This is a genomic window from Corticimicrobacter populi (assembly GCF_003123725.1).
In the GTDB taxonomy this organism is placed as follows: domain Bacteria; phylum Pseudomonadota; class Gammaproteobacteria; order Burkholderiales; family Burkholderiaceae_B; genus Corticimicrobacter; species Corticimicrobacter populi.
Genome location: NZ_QETA01000002.1, coordinates 472,883 through 487,988, shown reverse-complemented (window position 1 = coordinate 487,988; position 15,106 = coordinate 472,883). Strand labels below are relative to the sequence as shown.

Below are 15,106 nucleotides of genomic sequence, written 5' to 3'. Positions count from 1 at the left end.
AATGACAGTAAAATTTCTATTTATTGCCAATTATCACGTTTGCGGAAATCGTGACAACGGGTCTTGCCGATAGAACTTCGAGAGCAGCGCATACCAGTCGGGAAACCAGTCGGCCAATGGCACCGGGTCAGCGAAGAACACCTCGGAACTGACTGCAAAGAACTCCGCTTCGTCCGTTGCCGCATAAGGATCCATGGGCAGGCTGGCATACCACGGAAACGCCTCCTCAGACTCCGGATCCACGTCTGAAGGAATGGCAGCCCCGACCTGCAGGACAGCCGCCTCGAAAGCATCCAGAGCCTGTTGCAGGGTCTGCTGCCAGACAGCAGGTGAAATGCCCGTCCCCACCAGGCTGGGCATCCCCTCCATGTCGCCACTGCGCAGATCCAGCTTGTGGGCGAACTCATGGATGACCACATTGTCACGCAGCGCCTGTCCCGGCTCCGCATCTTCCCAGGACAGGATGACCGGCCCCCCCTCCCAGGCCTCGCCCGAGGCTTCCTGCAGGTACTCGTGCACGACACCACTATCCTCCTGCTCACGACGCGGGATCATGAAGCCACCAGGATAGATGATGATCTCGACCCACCCTTCGTACCATGCGGGATCCAGCGCCAGAATGGGCAATGCGGCCTGAATGGCGATCGACAGCATGATGTCGTCAGTGACCACCATGCCATGTGCACCGCTGAAGGTTTTGCTGGCCAGCAGCCAGGCTGCCCGGGCCCTCAGACTGGCATCCTCTTCGGCGCTCAGCCCCACGAGGAAGGGCAACGCCGCACATGCAGCCTGCCAGGCCGCATCCTCGATGCGAGCCTGCTGCAATGCCGTATCACGCGATGTCGCACCTCGACCCGCCAGCCATCGAAACATCGCCCCTCCAGCGCAAAGAAATGCATTGTACCCATGGCATGGGCAAGGCCGCGATCATCCCTGCCGCCGCCCCCGAAGGCACAATGCGAAAGCAAGAGCACCGCACAGGGCGATGACCACCGGCAAGGCTGCCGGCCCGGACGGTGCCATGCTGAGACCGTAGCCGACCAATGCCGACATCAGATACTGCACCATCCCCATCAGCGCCGAGGCCATGCCAGCCTGTGGCCCTGCGCTGGCCATGGTCAATGCCGTCAGATTGCCAAACACCAACCCCAGTGCACCTATCGCCAGTGCAATCAAACCGATGTACACACCCAGCGTCGCCATGCCAGCCTGCACCACTCCCCAGAGCGCCAAGCCTGCCACCGTATGCACGGCCAGCCCAAGATACAGGACCCGCTGCTCTCGGATACCTCTGCGCAGCAGGAGGTTGCAGATCTGCCCCCCAGCCACCAGGCTCAGGGAATTCGCAGCGAACAGATAGCTGAACTGTGCAGGGGTCAGCGAGAAATGCCCACTGAAGATAAATGCCGCACCACTGATATAGGCAAACAGTGAGCTGAGAACAAAGCCGCCCGCCAGCACATAGGCCATGAAGTCGCGGTTGCCCAGTTGCTGCATCCATGTTCGGAACAACGGGCCTGGTCGCAATGCGACCTGTGCCGATGGTGCCAGGGTTTCCGGCAGGGCCCGCCATGTCCAGATGAGTCCCAGAACCGATAACCCCGCCAGCGCCCAGAAAATGGCACGCCACCCACCCAACACCAGCAACTGGCTGCCCAGCAGGGGGGCCAGGATGGGCGCAATCATCATGACCTGCATCAACAGCGAGAAAATCCGCGCGGCCTCGAGGGTGGAGCAGCAGTCTGCGACCACGGCCCGAGGTGCCACCAGGCCTGCCGCCGCACCCAGTGCCTGCAGAAAACGGGCTGCCATCAGCCATTCGATGCTGGGTGCCAGAGCTGCCAGCGCCGACCCCAGGGCAAAAACCAGTACACCCACCAGCAACGGCAGGCGCCGTCCATAACGATCCAGCAAAGGCCCATAAAGCCCCTGACCGATCGCCAGCCCGATCAGGAATACAGACAGCGTCTGTTGCGCCTTGCCTGCCGGCACGCCGAAATCCTCGGCAATAGCCGGCATGCCTGGCAGATACATATCGATTGCCATCGCATCCAGTGCCGTCAACAAGGCCAGCAAAAGAATCATTGATGTGCCAAGCGGCAGTGAACGCGCTCCAGCGCCTGCTGCGACGGTTTTCATACCAGTCCTTCCTGTGCCAACCATGTAGCCATGTTGGCGTTTTATATACAATAAGAGGCCGAATGCTACCTATCGTTAGGTAGGCTGTCAAATTCAAAGTAGCCGGTCAATCCTGCCGTGGCTTGGCGACCACGACAGGTGTGGCCTGCCTCCTGATATCAATAGCCGACGGTGAAGCGGCGGCGCGAATGCGCCGGCTTTTCGATTTCATCCACCATGGCAACGGCGTAGTCCTCGAAAGAAATACGGCTCCCCTCTTTACCTACCAGCAACGCATCATTTTCGAGACGAAATTTTCCAGTGCGCTCACCCGGCACGAACTCCGCCGATGGCGACAGAAAAGTCCAGTCAAGATCAGGCTCTTCTTTCAGACGTGCCAGAAAAGCGGCACCACGAGAGGCTTCGGGACGATAGGCCTCAGGAAAATCAGGCTGGTCGATCAGACGCTGGCCCGGGGCAACCTCCAGACTGCCCGCCCCGCCTACAACCAGATAACGCGGCACACCCGCCTCCTTGACCGCACCGATCAGCACCTCAGGGTTCGACTGACCGAACATCACGGCACTGACAACAGCATCGTGCCCCTGGAGCAGTTGAACCAATGCCGCACGATCCTGCGCATCCCCCTGGCGTGCCGTCACACCAGGCAGTACAGCGATTTTCTCGGGATGGCGCGCGATAGCGGTAATCGTATGTCCGCGATCCGACAACTCCTTGAGAATACGTGCCCCTGCCCGACCCGATGCGCCGATCAATGCGATATGTGCCATGCTCCAGACTCCTTGAAATCACATATAAGAAAAAGGTCTACAAAATAGACCATTGAGATAAGCGATGCTACAGTAGCCCAGCAGCAGACACAAGAAGTCACCACCGTGTGACCTGGTACCTGCATACTGACCTTTGCCCTCATCCTCCTTACGACACACATGTCCACCTCCGAATTGCCCAGCTTCGATCAACCCTGTCCGATCCGCGATGTCCTCGACCGGATCGGCGACCAGTGGAGCCTGCTGATTCTGGAGGCATTGGCGCAACGTACACTGCGTTTCAATGAGCTGAATCGGGAAATCGGCGATATCTCGCGCCAGATGTTGTCGCGCACGCTCAAACGCCTTGAATATGATGGTTTCGTCAGTCGCACGCTGTATGCAGAAGTGCCACCTCGCGTGGAATATGCACTGACTGACCTCGGACGCTCGTTCCTGGAGCCCATGCAGCGATTGGTGGAATGGGCCGACCATCATCACGCGGCTATTTGCGAGGCCCGCCGCGCGGCTATGATTCATCCGGTCTGAGCGGGGTCCGAACAGGCAATGTCCGTATAATCGGGAGGGGGGAACCATATCGATGATGCTGCTGTTGACGTAGGTTCCGATGGCGATGAGCATCCACACCGACGGATACAGATAGTGATAGGGATCGGTCAGCACCTTCACCCAAACACCGATCAGGGGAACATTCAGGATGACCAGCAGGATGTTGCCGATTCAGAAGCTCATGACCAGGCTCCAGAACAAGGACGGCTGCCCAGTCATCAGTTGCGGACCCAGCGCAATGCCGTGAATCATCAGGGCACCCAGCATCAACGTCATCGTGGGGCTTCCGGGAATTCCCAGCGACAGCGTCGGAATGAACGAGGTCTAGTCGGCGGCGCTATTGACGGACTCGGGGCCGGCACCGTCTTCGATGGCACCGCTGCCGAATTTTTCCGGGCGATTACTGTCTCCGGCTTTTTAAGGGTTTTTCGGGTAAAGGCTCCAACTTATCCTCAGCCAACAGCCCATGCAGCCATTGTGAGACTTGCTGAAGTCGCTTCACAACATGCTTCTGCGCTATAGAGGCAGCGAGAAGGGCATTCCTGAAATCATTGGCGGTCCATACTTCAGCAGCGGGAGCATAGATACCCATAGGATTGTTGAAGGTCATGTTAAACGCTTCAATCCTAGAGGGACTGTTTTGTCGCGACATTACCATTTTGAAGATAGTTCGTGCGTCGACCTCGGACAGGCTTGACCCTCCCTCTCCAGCCACAATCCGCGTTAACGTTTGCGCTTCCTCATCGGCATGTCGATGACCTAAAAGTTGCGAGAGTGCTGCGTGACCAATCAGTTGATCCTTTGGATTAGCAAGAAGTAATGCATCGGGCAGCGCAGGACATTCACCCCAAATATGATGTGCAAAGGCATTACGTATTTCGTAAATGGGTTTTGAAAATCTATATGCCCACTCGATTGTCTCTGACACTCGTGGACGACCGGTCTCTTTTGCAAATGATCGGATGTATTTTGCTTTTTGCTCATCACTTTTAAGCATTGGGAATGCAGTCCCAATTGCCAGTAACGACTCACTTCCGTGCTGACTTACCGCAGTGCGCAACATCTCGAGATCAAGTAAAGAAACAGTACCAATTACATGTGCGACCACAGCGCCAAATTCCGGAAATTTTGCGAATGGCCCTGCATGCTCGCTGAAGTAGACTCCTTTAGGCATGTCCCTAAGAACGAGCCGCTTCGGAACCTTGATTTCATAGTTATCTTCAGTAGTTTCGAGGTTCTTATTTTCAGCCAATTTCGCGGCAACAGCTATGAGAAGATCTTCATGATCCTCGTCAGGCCCCTCATAAGGAGGAAGCTCAACTGGTCCGTCGGTAGACACACTAATCGGGTCAGGAAACCGCGTCGCGCGGGGAGCAGGCGATCCGTGTGGAAGAATTACAGTGACTGACCAACCGCCTTCAATGGCTTCCGGTCGCCCAACTATCCACTGGCAGCTAGGCCGTTTTTCATCATATGCTAACGGGTCGAATAACTCTCCATTAAAGAGCAGGGTAGCCCCGCGCTTTTCAAGGTGCAGACGATCATCCCGCCCCTGTGGCGAAAGTTTAATGAAAAAGGTAGTCATCGTGTTCCATTGACCGTTCTAACATCATCATTTGGTCAAGATGCTAACAGAATGGTAGCAACGATAAGTGCCAGGCAGCTGTCTGAGCTTGGGTAGCGCCGCTATTATTGGCGGCTTACTCGGACGGCAAGCATACTCATTACAATGTCTGTTCTGTGAGCACATGCCTTCCTCTCATGAACACAGCAATATCGGAATTGCACTGAATTTGCCCCAGCCTGCCACCCAAAAAAAGTAACTTATTGATCTTAATGGAAAAACAAGATTTATCCTCGCACACGCCGATGATGCAGCAATACCTCCGTCTCAAGGAGGAGGCAGGCCCCCTGCTGCTGCTCTATCGCATGGGCGACTTCTATGAGCTGTTCTATGAAGATGCCGAACGGGCCTCGCGCCTGCTCAATCTCACGCTGACCAAGCGCGGTACCTCCAATGGCGTTCCCATTCCAATGGCAGGCGTTCCGGTGCATGCACTGGAACAATACCTTGGCCGGCTGGTGGCGGCTGGGGAATCGGTCGCCATCTGCGAACAGATCGGCGATCCGGCCGCCAGCAAAGGCCCCGTCGAACGCAGGATCGTACGCATTGTCACGCCCGGCACGCTGACCGACGAAGCCCTGCTGCCTGCCAAGGCCGACCGCGTACTGGCGGCCGTGCAGGTCGGACGCCGCAGCGCACGACAGTCGCCGGAAAATACACCAGTCGGGCTGGCATGGCTCAACCTGGCCAGCGGTGAGTTCCGCCTGACCGAATGCACGCTGGCGCTGCTCGACTCCGAACTGCACCGCATCGATCCGGCCGAAGTCGTGCTGCCCGACAGCCTGGAACTGCCCATCGATCTCGATGGTGCGCGCAGCCGTGCCCCAGACTGGCATTTCGAAGCCGACAATGCCCGCAGCCATCTGCTGGCGCATTTCAGGCTCGATAGCCTGGACAGCTTCGATGTAGGTGACATGCCGGTTGCCATATGTGCGGCCGGTGCCCTGCTGCGCTATGCCGCGCGCACCCAGTCACAGGCACTGAGCCATATCCAGACGCTGAGTTCCGACCGGGCCGGTCAGTACGTCATTCTCGACCCGGTGACCCGGCGCAACCTGGAACTGACGCTGACCCTGCAGGGCGAAGAGGCCCCCACCCTGTTCTCTATCCTTGACCATTGCCGCACGCCCATGGGCAGCCGCATGCTGCGCCGCTGGTTGCACCATCCCTTGCGGGACAACGCGCCGGTACAGGCGCGCCAGCAGGTCATCGCCACTTTGCTGCAACACCATGAATACAGCCTGCAGCACGGCACAGCCGGCAGCCTCGACCTGCTGCAGGACGCATTGCGGCGCATGCCGGATCTGGAACGGATCTCCAGCCGCCTGGCGTTGCGCGCCGCCCGTCCCCGCGAACTGGCCAGCCTGCGCGATGCACTCCATACGCTGCCCGCGCTGCACGAGCTGCTGCACCATATCGATACCGCCACAGGTTCGACCGATGCCCGTCTGACGCAGCTTTGCCAACCACTGGCACTGGATTCCGCCCTGGCAGCCCTGCTGACGGCATCTATTGCCGAAGAGCCCGCCCTGCTGATCCGTGATGGCGGAGTCGTCGCCCCCGGCTACGATGCCGAGCTGGATGAACTGCGCACGCTGGCTGCTGACAATGGCGACTTCCTGCTGCAGATCGAGGCACGCGAGCGCGAGCGCACCGGCATCCCCAACCTGCGGGTCGAATACAACCGGGTGCATGGCTTCTTCATCGAAGTCACGCGTGGCCAGACCGACAAGGTGCCTGATGACTACCGACGGCGGCAGACGCTCAAGAATGCCGAACGCTACATCACCCCCGAACTGAAAAGCTGGGAGGACAAGGTACTGTCCGCCAAGGATCGCGCACTGGCACGCGAAAAATGGCTGTTCGAGCAACTGCTCGACGCACTGGCACAGTATGTCCCCAACCTGTCGGCTGCCGCCACGGCGCTGGCCGAACTCGATACCCTGGCGGCACTGGGCGAGCATGCACGCACGCACGGCTGGGTGGCCCCCGAACTTGACGAACAGGCAGGCATCCACATTGTCAGTGGCCGCCATCCGGTCGTCGAACTCAGTATCGAGCGGTTCACGCCGAATCACTGCACGCTCGACAATACCCGCCGCATGCTGCTGATCACCGGCCCCAACATGGGGGGTAAATCGACCTACATGCGCCAGATCGCGCTCATCGCACTGCTGGCGCGCACGGGCAGCTTCGTCCCCGCGCAGCAGGCCCGCATCGGCCGCATCGACCGCATTTTCACCCGCATCGGTGCTGCCGACGATCTGGCCGGCGGTCGCTCCACTTTCATGATGGAGATGACCGAAGCGGCCGCCATTCTTGCTGCCAGCACCCCCAACAGTCTGGTCCTGATGGATGAGATCGGTCGTGGCACCTCGACCTACGACGGTCTGTCGCTGGCGTGGGCGATTGCCTGGCGACTGCTGACGCACAACCAGGCCCTGACCCTGTTTGCCACCCACTATTTCGAACTGACGCGCCTGCCTGCGGAACAACCCCTGGCGGCCAACATCCACCTGGCCGCGGCCGAATCGGGCAGCGGCATCGTCTTTCTGCACGAAGTGCGCGAAGGCCCGGCCAGCCGCAGCTACGGTATCCAGGTCGCCCAGCGGGCCGGCATTCCCCAGCCTGTGATACGCATGGCGGCCCGCGAACTCGAAAAACTTGAAAGCCAGGGCGCACCCTCGCCACAACTGGGCCTGTTTGCCGCCCATCAGGCGACAGAAACCAGCGAGCCCGTGGCCCCTGCCCTGCAGGCACTGCACGACGAACTGGCGGCACTCGACCCCGATGCCCTGACGCCGCGTGAAGCCCTGGATGCGCTATATCAACTCAAGAACCGTTTTGCCGATCTATCCTGATCTTTTTCTCCGGACACCAGCCACCTGCCATGCATGCACCCATCGACATCAATCAGCCCCTGGCCCTGCTGGGCGGCCTGACACCCAAGACTTTCATGCGGGAATACTGGCAGCGCAAGCCGCTGCTGATCCGCCAGGCCATTCCGGGCTTCAAGCCCCCCGTTTCCGTCGCCGACCTCAAGCGCATGAGCAAGCAGGACGAAGTCGAATCGCGCCTGGTCTGGAAGGAAAATGCGCGCTGGCAACTTGAGAAAGGCCCATTCTCACGCCTGCCCAAGGCCAGTGAACCAGACTGGACCCTGCTGGTGCAAAGCGTCGACCAGCATGTCGATGCTGCCGCCGCGCTGACGCACCAGTTCCGTTTCGTGCCGGATGCGCGCATGGACGACCTGATGATCAGCATTGCCACCGATGGCGGCGGCGTAGGGCCCCACTACGACAGTTACGACGTCTTCCTGCTGCAGGGCGTCGGCCAGCGCCGCTGGCGCATTGGTGCCCAGCAGGATCAGGCCCTGATCCCCGGCCTGCCGGTCCGTATCCTGCAGAATTTCCAGCCCGAAGCCGAATATGTGCTGGAGCCGGGCGACATGCTCTACCTGCCCCCGCAGTATGCCCATGATGGCATCGCAGTCGGCGACTGCATGACATTGTCCATCGGTTTCCGCACCCTGACACAACAGGCGCTGGCACAGGGCATGCTCGAAGCCGCGCTCGACCGGATGGCTGCCAGCGCCGGCATGCAGGGCGGCCTCTATGCTGATCCACCGCTGCCCATGCCGCGCCTGGACAATGTGTACTATCGTGATCCCGGCCAGCCAGCCGTCACCACGCCTGCGGCCCTGCCCGACGGTATGATCAAGGCCGCCCTGCAGGCCGTCGGCAAGATCCGTTTCGACGAAAAGCTCGCGATCCGATTCCTGGGATGCTGGCTGACCGAGCCAAATGCGCTGGCCGAGTTCGACAGCCCGGAAGACGCCCCCGACTTCACGGAGGCATGGCCAACCTCCGGCTCACTGCGACTGGACCGGCGCAGCCGCCTGCTCTACCGCGACAAGAGCTTCTTCATCAATGGCGAAACGCTCCAGCATGCTGCCCATCCCCTGCTCTACGCCCTGGCCGACCAGCGTACGATTGCCTGCGCAGACTATCGACGCCTGCCTGCCTCGCTGCGCGATCTGCTGACGGCCTGGGTCGAGGATGGCTGGCTGCATTACGACGACGCGCAGTAGGCTGAGCAGCCGCTTCCTGCTGGCAAAGGGGCAGCAGGAAGCGCATGAATTCACACCCGCCCAAAAGAAACATAAAGTCACTATAGATACTATTTTTAGTTTCTTGTTGCATTGGCGAAGCCAGCGCTTTAACTTTTCTACTTTTCCTACTAGGGTTTTCCGGTAATCTGCTTTCCATGCCGGGACACATGAATGGTCATGAGAATTATCCCGCCCTGTATTCACACAGATGCTTCCTCATAGGAGAATATATATGCACAAGTCCCTGATTGCCGGTGCCATCATTGCTTTCGGTCTGGCTGCTTGCGGCCAGAAAGACGACGCCACACCCCCGGCAAGTACCAATGCACCTGCCGCCACCACACCGGCACCTGCTGCAACGCCCGCTCCCACGGCACCTGAGACCCAGGCACCTGCAACGACAACTCCGGCCAGCACAGAAGGCACCACTGAATCCCAGCTCGACCAGAAGATCGATCAGCTCTCGCAAAGCGCCGATCAGTTGAAGGAAGACGCCAAGACTGCTGCCGGCGACGTCAAGGATGCCGCTGCCGAACAGATCGATCGCGCCAAGGAAGCCATCGACGAACACCGCGATGCGCAAAAGGCCGAGGAAACCAAGGCCAACTAAGCGATACAAGCCCGCAGGGCGAAAGTTGAAAACGGCGTTCTCTCAAAAAGAGAACGCCGTTTTTTATGCTTCAGTCTTCATGTGCCAGGCGATCCAGGCCATCAGGATATCCACCAACCACGCCTGCTCGATCGTCGACAGGGCACGCCCCAGGGGCAATCCATGCCATTTTTCGAGACATCCTCGGCAACAGGTGGCTGTGGCGTGCTGAGCGACAAACACAGGATGTCCACGCATTGGGGTCTGCCGACCGTCGTTGGACAGATTGGCTGGCGCTAGTCGTTGCGCAATGAAGTCAGCCGCATGGAGGCGAATGGTTACCATGCCTCGTGAAAGACAATAGGCCGACTCCTGTGAGCCGAGCCGAAACCGCTGGCGAAAACGCGAACGCGCAAGCCTCGCGAACAGGGCCTCCATGTTTGCCGGCACTACAGGATCCGGCCATTCATGGATGAACTGCGCCGCGGACTCGGGAAACAATTCACCCTGGCCTGCCTGCATGGCAGAAAAAACGTATCTGGACTCTTTCATCCTTTGATCCTCCGCCAGCCTTCTTGAAATCTAGCGCAGGAAAATAAAAACCCGCCTGACCATATCGATCAGGCGGGTTTCCATGTCAATTACAGTCAGCGGAGGCTATCAGCCAACACACTCAGCATGCGGCGCGCCGTGGCGCTCTGATCAGGCTGACCATTGGGATCAAGCACCGACACCGTGGTACGCCCCTGATCCGATTTCAGAACCAGGCGATAGACAGGCTCCTTGGAGGGATCGCTGCCACCGAAGAGACGACCGAAGAAGCCCGGCTTGTCATCACCTGCGCCCGTATCGGTATCGTTGTAGCGCATGTAGTATTCACCGGTGCTGCGATTGCGATCCTCGACGGCAAAGCTGGCCTGATCCAGTGCCAGGCCCACGCGACGCCAGGCCTGGTCGAACGAATCGGACAATACCAGTACGGGATCGCCACCCGAGACTTCCTGGACCTGGGCACGCGCCGGCGTATTGCGGCTTTCTGCCGCCTCGACCATGGCGCGGGCACGCTCCTGATCAGTACCCAGCTGCACCATCAGACGGGCCAGCATCACAGCATTAAGACCAGGGTCCTCATCGGCCATCTGCCACATGACATTGCTGCCATCCTTGGAAAGCTGCTCACGCATCTGACGGTGGCTGATATAGATTTCCGTCGAACCATCGGGCATGCGCTCCAGGCGCGTACGGAAGCGCTCACGCTCGCCGCTGTCAAACACCGAGTCCAACACCCGGCCCAGCATGTTGCGCAACCAGCCCTCGGGTACCTTGGCACGATTTTCGGCCCAGTCCGTCTCGACTACACCGATATTGGGATCATTGATCGCCAGCGTGAAGCCTTGCTCCACCCAGAAATCGCCAACCTCAGGGAAAATGGACTCGACCGGACGCTGCACCACCAGCCAGCGCATGTCGCCATCCCGCATGATGCGGATATCGTCGCGCTGCGGCAGGACGGTAGTGGCCGTAGGTGCCTGTTGCTGCTCCTGAGCCAGTTGGGTCTGGCCCTGGGCGTATTCGGAGAACGTGGTACTGCCAGAAGCAGGAGCCCGGTAACGGGGATCACTGGCAGCCTGGGTCAGGTCGGGAGGGATGCTGAGCGTCTCACGCGGCGCAGAGGCCGTGCTCTTGTAGTCGATGGAATCTTCGGTACCCAGCAGTTCATTGACTTGGCTGCAACCGCTGAGCAGAGCCAGTCCAACCAGGGCCGACAGGCCCGTGTAACGCTTATTCATGCAATTCCTCATAATCAGGCCGTCTGTGCGGCACCAATATCCAGCAAGGCACGACGCACCACATCGTGATGCACCGCAGACAGTTCACACAGCGGCAACCGGTATCCCAGTTGTGTACGACCCATTTCGGCCAGCGCCCACTTGACCGGAATGGGATTGGACTCGATAAACAGCACCTTGTTCAACACAGACAGGCGATTGTTCAGTTCGCGCACCCGGGGCAGATCGCCCTCGAGCGCTGCCACGCAGAGTTCATGCATCAGTCGCGGTGCCACATTGGCGGTCACCGAGATATTGCCCTCTGCGCCCATCAGGATCAGGGAAGCCGCCGTAGGGTCATCTCCGCTGTACACGGCAAACCCCTCGGGACGATCACGCAGCAGTTCGATACCACGCGGCAGGTTGCCGGTTGCGTCCTTGATGCCGATGATGCCCGGCACCTCAGCCAGTCGCAACACGGTCTCGTTGGCGATATCGGCAACGGTGCGTCCCGGCACGTTATAGAGAATGATGGGCAGGTCGACCGCTTCGGCAACTGCCTTAAAATGGCGATACATCCCTTCCTGGGAAGGCCGGTTGTAGTAAGGCACCACCGACAGACCAGCATCTGCACCCACGCTCTTGGCATGTTCAGTCAGGTGGATAGCCTCGGAGGTGGAATTGGCCCCCACACCGGCGATGACCGGTACGCGGCCTGCCGTATGCTCGACGGCAATTCGGATCAGCTCTTCATGCTCCATGATGGAGACCGTGGGCGACTCACCCGTCGTACCCACCACCACCAGCGCATCGGTGCCTTCCTCGATGTGCCAGTCGATCAGGGCACGGTAGGCATCGAGGTCAAGCTTGCCATCCGGTTTCATGGGGGTCACCAGCGCGACCAGACTGCCCCGGATCATTGTCCCTGTATCGGTTGCCATTTGAAATTACTCCTGACCCTGCGGTATGCAAACGCGCCAGTCACCGTGGCGCATGAAAGAAAAATCGTATTATGCAGCAAGCGGCACTGCGTCATGGAAGAAATAATCGCACAATCATCGTGCCTACGGCCATGATCGGGCGCAAAAGCGGCCACAACACCCCGGTTACCAGCAAGAGAATGATGATCATCATGCCGTAGGGTTCGAGCTTGGCATACTGCCACGCTGCGCGACTCGGCAGCAGGCTGAATACAATACGTCCGCCATCGAGCGGTGGCAGCGGGAACAGGTTGATGGCCATCAACACCAGATTGACGCTGATACCGGCCAAGGCCATCTGCCCCCAGAAACCCGATATGCCCTCGCTCTGATAGAGCAAACGCAAGCTGATGGCCCAGATAATCGCCATGATCAGGTTGGACATGGGACCCGCCAGCGCCACCCACAGCATGTCGCGCTTGGGATGACGCAACCGCCCCCAATCCACCGGCACCGGCTTGGCCCAGCCGAACAGCATCCCCGCCCCCCCGGCCAGCTTGGACAGCAACAGCATGCCCAGCGGCACCAGGATCGTGCCAACGAGATCGATATGAGGAATGGGATTGAGCGTGACACGCCCGGCCTGATAGGCAGTGGGATCGCCGAACATGCGGGCGACATAGCCGTGAGCGGCTTCATGCACCGTGATCGCAAAAATCACGGGCAGTGCATATACCGTAATGGTCTGTATGAGTTCGTTCATGGCGCCGATTGTACGCTGACTGCGCGAGCATCGCCCCTGGCGTGAACGTGCTCAGCTCAGCCCAAGCGTGGCCGGATCGCCCGCCCCGAGCCGCTGGATTTCGACCGGGGAAGTGGTGAGATCCAGCACGGTAGTGGGCTGCAACGGGCAACCACCACTGTCGAGGATGGCAGCCAGCTCGTGGCTGTACCGCGACTCGATCTGCTCGGCATCATTGAGCGGTTCATCCTCACCATCGGGAATCAACGTGGTGGAAATCAGCGGTGCTCCCACGGCCTCGAGCAGACCAAGCGTGACGGCATGCTGCGGCACGCGGATACCGATGGTCTTGCGCGACGGATGCGAAACGCGGCGCGGCACTTCCTTGGTGGCTTCGAGAATGAAAGTCCACGGTCCCGGCGTAGCGGCCTTGAGCAAGCGGTACTGGCTGTTGTCGACGCGGGCGAAATGACCAATCTCGGTCAGGTCACGACACAGCAGCGTAAGATGATGGCGCTCATCCAGACCTCGCAGCCGTCTCAAGGCATCGGCCGCATTCTTGTCGTCGAGCCGGGCCACGACAGCGTAGCTCGAGTCGGTCGGCACGGCCGCCAGGCCACCATTCTGGAGCAGCATGGCTGCCTGCCTCAGCAGGCGCGGCTGCGGATTCTGGGGATGGAGTGAGAATATCTGAGCCATATGCCTATGCTAACTGATTCTCGCCCGGTGAACAGTTTTTTTTGGCATTAGCCCAATTCGCCGACTCGTTGTACAATGCGCCTCCGCCTTCCTCTGGAAAGCGGAGCACGTTGTAATGTCGTCGGGGCGTAGCGCAGTCTGGTAGCGCATCTGGTTTGGGACCAGAGGGTCGTAGGTTCGAATCCTATCGCCCCGACCATGAACAGAGCGGCGAACTGCCCATAGCTCAGTTGGATAGAGCAGCGGTCTTCTAAACCGCAGGTCGGGGGTTCGATTCCCTCTGGGCAGGCCAGAAAAAATGTGCTAGAATATTTTTCTTTCAGCGGTGGCTGTAGCTCAGTTGGTAGAGTCCTGGATTGTGATTCCAGTTGTCGTGGGTTCGAGCCCCATCAGCCACCCCAAGTATTTCAAAAAAGGCCCGTCCACATGGATCGGGCCTTTTTTTCAGGAATTTTCACATGCAGAACGCTCCGCTTACTCAACCGCTCGCCGACGAAGAACTCGACCAGCTGGATGCGCTGCTGGCGCAGATCGGCCCCAACTCCATGACGCTCGAAATGGTCGATGGTTATTTCGCCGCCCTGCTGTGCAGCCCGGAACTGGTACAGCCCAGCGGCTGGCTGCCACGCATCTGGGGTAAAGGCTACAGTCTGGAAAGCGAAGAACAGTTCACGCTGGCTACCACCCTGCTGATGCGCCACTGGAATGCCGTGGCCGCATCCCTGCGTGCCATGCAGGATAGCGAGACCCCCTATCAGCCTGTCGTACAGGAAGACGATGACGGCGTGATCCTGGGCAATGACTGGGCCATGGGTTTTCTGGAAGGCATCGATACCAGCCCAGCCGGCTGGGATGAACTGCTCGACAGCGATGACCCGGAAAATCCCCTGATCCCCTTCATGATCCTGGCCTACGAAAACGATCCGGATCCGGAAATGCGCGCCAAGGAAATTTCCCCCGAGGAGCGCGAATTCGTACTGGGTGCCATGATCGACGGCCTGGAGGCCGTCTACAACTACTTCGAACCCATGCGCCAGACCGGCAACGCCTCGCGTGAGCCAGTAAGGCGCAGCGAGCCCAAGACAGGCCGCAACGATCCCTGCTCCTGCGGCAGCGGCCGCAAGTACAAGCAATGCTGCGGCGCAGCCACCCCGACGCAACACTGATCCCGGCAGGCCATGATGGCGCTCACAC

14 protein-coding genes, 3 tRNA genes and 1 pseudogene are annotated in these 15,106 nt (G+C 59.4%); 8 read left to right on the top strand and 10 right to left on the bottom strand.

Annotated elements, in window-relative coordinates; all coding sequences use genetic code 11:
* Window positions 1–33 precede the first annotated feature (33 nt).
* The 3 genes from DD235_RS07575 to DD235_RS07565 form a co-directional block, all read right to left on the bottom strand.
* The gene (locus DD235_RS07575) at window positions 34–873 is read right to left on the bottom strand and encodes a M90 family metallopeptidase (RefSeq protein ID WP_109061422.1); all 840 of its coding nucleotides are present in this window, start codon (window positions 871–873) and stop codon (window positions 34–36) included.
* 54 nt (window positions 874–927) lie between these two features.
* Complete coding sequence (locus tag DD235_RS07570; protein ID WP_109061421.1) at window positions 928–2,139, bottom strand: multidrug effflux MFS transporter; 1,212 nt, start codon at window positions 2,137–2,139, stop codon at window positions 928–930.
* 158 nt (window positions 2,140–2,297) lie between these two features.
* Window positions 2,298–2,909, bottom strand: a complete 612-nt coding sequence (locus DD235_RS07565) for an NAD(P)-dependent oxidoreductase (RefSeq protein ID WP_109061420.1) — start codon at window positions 2,907–2,909, stop codon at window positions 2,298–2,300.
* Window positions 2,910–3,068: 159 nt separating this feature from the next.
* Here DD235_RS07565 and DD235_RS07560 point away from each other — a divergent pair, with 159 nt between their 5' ends.
* Complete coding sequence (locus tag DD235_RS07560) at window positions 3,069–3,437, top strand: winged helix-turn-helix transcriptional regulator (protein ID WP_109061535.1); 369 nt, start codon at window positions 3,069–3,071, stop codon at window positions 3,435–3,437.
* Between the two features lie 60 nt (window positions 3,438–3,497).
* On the opposite strand, the pseudogene DD235_RS17220 reads toward DD235_RS07560, so the two are convergent.
* Window positions 3,498–3,773: pseudogene (locus DD235_RS17220) on the bottom strand (tripartite tricarboxylate transporter permease); the annotation flags it as partial.
* Between the two features lie 85 nt (window positions 3,774–3,858).
* Window positions 3,859–5,043 carry a hypothetical protein gene (locus DD235_RS16715; RefSeq protein ID WP_146193453.1) on the bottom strand — a complete coding sequence of 395 codons (1,185 nt, stop codon included), beginning with the start codon at window positions 5,041–5,043 and terminating at the stop codon, window positions 3,859–3,861.
* Between the two features lie 251 nt (window positions 5,044–5,294).
* Here DD235_RS16715 and mutS point away from each other — a divergent pair, with 251 nt between their 5' ends.
* From mutS to DD235_RS16870, 3 genes are all read left to right on the top strand, one after another.
* The gene (gene mutS / locus DD235_RS07540) at window positions 5,295–7,943 is read left to right on the top strand and encodes a DNA mismatch repair protein MutS (RefSeq protein ID WP_420810449.1); all 2,649 of its coding nucleotides are present in this window, start codon (window positions 5,295–5,297) and stop codon (window positions 7,941–7,943) included.
* A 29-nt stretch (window positions 7,944–7,972) separates the two neighbouring features.
* The gene (locus DD235_RS07535; protein ID WP_109061416.1) at window positions 7,973–9,172 is read left to right on the top strand and encodes a cupin domain-containing protein; all 1,200 of its coding nucleotides are present in this window, start codon (window positions 7,973–7,975) and stop codon (window positions 9,170–9,172) included.
* A gap of 253 nt (window positions 9,173–9,425) precedes the next feature.
* Complete coding sequence (locus DD235_RS16870; protein WP_193519574.1) at window positions 9,426–9,803, top strand: hypothetical protein; 378 nt, start codon at window positions 9,426–9,428, stop codon at window positions 9,801–9,803.
* A gap of 63 nt (window positions 9,804–9,866) precedes the next feature.
* Here DD235_RS16870 and DD235_RS07525 read toward each other — a convergent pair whose 3' ends face one another.
* The 5 genes from DD235_RS07525 to DD235_RS07505 all read right to left on the bottom strand — a co-directional run bounded on the left by DD235_RS07525 (window position 9,867) and on the right by DD235_RS07505 (window position 13,912).
* Window positions 9,867–10,334, bottom strand: coding sequence for a DUF4186 domain-containing protein (locus tag DD235_RS07525; RefSeq protein ID WP_239990074.1), 468 nt, complete (start codon window positions 10,332–10,334; stop codon window positions 9,867–9,869).
* Between the two features lie 95 nt (window positions 10,335–10,429).
* On the bottom strand, window positions 10,430–11,572 hold the full coding sequence (gene bamC / locus DD235_RS07520) for an outer membrane protein assembly factor BamC (RefSeq protein WP_162300436.1): 1,143 nt from the start codon (window positions 11,570–11,572) through the stop codon (window positions 10,430–10,432).
* 14 nt (window positions 11,573–11,586) lie between these two features.
* Window positions 11,587–12,492: a 4-hydroxy-tetrahydrodipicolinate synthase gene (gene dapA / locus DD235_RS07515; protein WP_109061414.1), complete on the bottom strand. Its 906-nt coding sequence runs from the start codon at window positions 12,490–12,492 to the stop codon at window positions 11,587–11,589.
* 91 nt (window positions 12,493–12,583) lie between these two features.
* Complete coding sequence (locus tag DD235_RS07510) at window positions 12,584–13,234, bottom strand: site-2 protease family protein (protein WP_109061413.1); 651 nt, start codon at window positions 13,232–13,234, stop codon at window positions 12,584–12,586.
* 51 nt (window positions 13,235–13,285) lie between these two features.
* Entirely contained in the window at window positions 13,286–13,912 is a 627-nt protein-coding gene (locus tag DD235_RS07505; RefSeq protein WP_109061412.1) for an L-threonylcarbamoyladenylate synthase, read from the bottom strand.
* A gap of 122 nt (window positions 13,913–14,034) precedes the next feature.
* Here DD235_RS07505 and DD235_RS07500 point away from each other — a divergent pair.
* The 4 genes from DD235_RS07500 (at window position 14,035) to DD235_RS07485 (ending at window position 15,078) form a co-directional block, all read left to right on the top strand.
* Window positions 14,035–14,111, top strand: a tRNA-Pro gene (locus DD235_RS07500).
* Between the two features lie 16 nt (window positions 14,112–14,127).
* Window positions 14,128–14,204, top strand: a tRNA-Arg gene (locus DD235_RS07495).
* Window positions 14,205–14,237: 33 nt separating this feature from the next.
* A tRNA-His gene (locus DD235_RS07490) sits at window positions 14,238–14,313 on the top strand.
* Between the two features lie 57 nt (window positions 14,314–14,370).
* Window positions 14,371–15,078 carry a UPF0149 family protein gene (locus tag DD235_RS07485; protein WP_109061533.1) on the top strand — a complete coding sequence of 236 codons (708 nt, stop codon included), beginning with the start codon at window positions 14,371–14,373 and terminating at the stop codon, window positions 15,076–15,078.
* Window positions 15,079–15,106: the final 28 nt, after the last annotated feature.

Bases quoted from the DNA above. Each gene is read 5' to 3' on its own strand.
- DD235_RS07535 (WP_109061416.1), top strand. From the start codon at position 7,973: ATGCATGCACCCATCGACATCAATCAGCCCCTGGCCCTGCTGGGCGGC.
- DD235_RS16715 (WP_146193453.1), bottom strand. From the start codon at position 5,043: ATGACTACCTTTTTCATTAAACTTTCGCCACAGGGGCGGGATGATCGT.
- DD235_RS07575 (WP_109061422.1), bottom strand. From the start codon at position 873: ATGTTTCGATGGCTGGCGGGTCGAGGTGCGACATCGCGTGATACGGCA.
- dapA (WP_109061414.1), bottom strand. From the start codon at position 12,492: ATGGCAACCGATACAGGGACAATGATCCGGGGCAGTCTGGTCGCGCTG.
- DD235_RS07505 (WP_109061412.1), bottom strand. From the start codon at position 13,912: ATGGCTCAGATATTCTCACTCCATCCCCAGAATCCGCAGCCGCGCCTG.
- DD235_RS07570 (WP_109061421.1), bottom strand. From the start codon at position 2,139: ATGAAAACCGTCGCAGCAGGCGCTGGAGCGCGTTCACTGCCGCTTGGC.
- DD235_RS07565 (WP_109061420.1), bottom strand. From the start codon at position 2,909: ATGGCACATATCGCATTGATCGGCGCATCGGGTCGGGCAGGGGCACGT.
- DD235_RS07525 (WP_239990074.1), bottom strand. From the start codon at position 10,334: ATGAAAGAGTCCAGATACGTTTTTTCTGCCATGCAGGCAGGCCAGGGT.
- DD235_RS07485 (WP_109061533.1), top strand. From the start codon at position 14,371: ATGCAGAACGCTCCGCTTACTCAACCGCTCGCCGACGAAGAACTCGAC.
- mutS (WP_420810449.1), top strand. From the start codon at position 5,295: ATGGAAAAACAAGATTTATCCTCGCACACGCCGATGATGCAGCAATAC.
- bamC (WP_162300436.1), bottom strand. From the start codon at position 11,572: ATGAATAAGCGTTACACGGGCCTGTCGGCCCTGGTTGGACTGGCTCTG.
- DD235_RS16870 (WP_193519574.1), top strand. From the start codon at position 9,426: ATGCACAAGTCCCTGATTGCCGGTGCCATCATTGCTTTCGGTCTGGCT.
- DD235_RS07510 (WP_109061413.1), bottom strand. From the start codon at position 13,234: ATGAACGAACTCATACAGACCATTACGGTATATGCACTGCCCGTGATT.
- DD235_RS07560 (WP_109061535.1), top strand. From the start codon at position 3,069: ATGTCCACCTCCGAATTGCCCAGCTTCGATCAACCCTGTCCGATCCGC.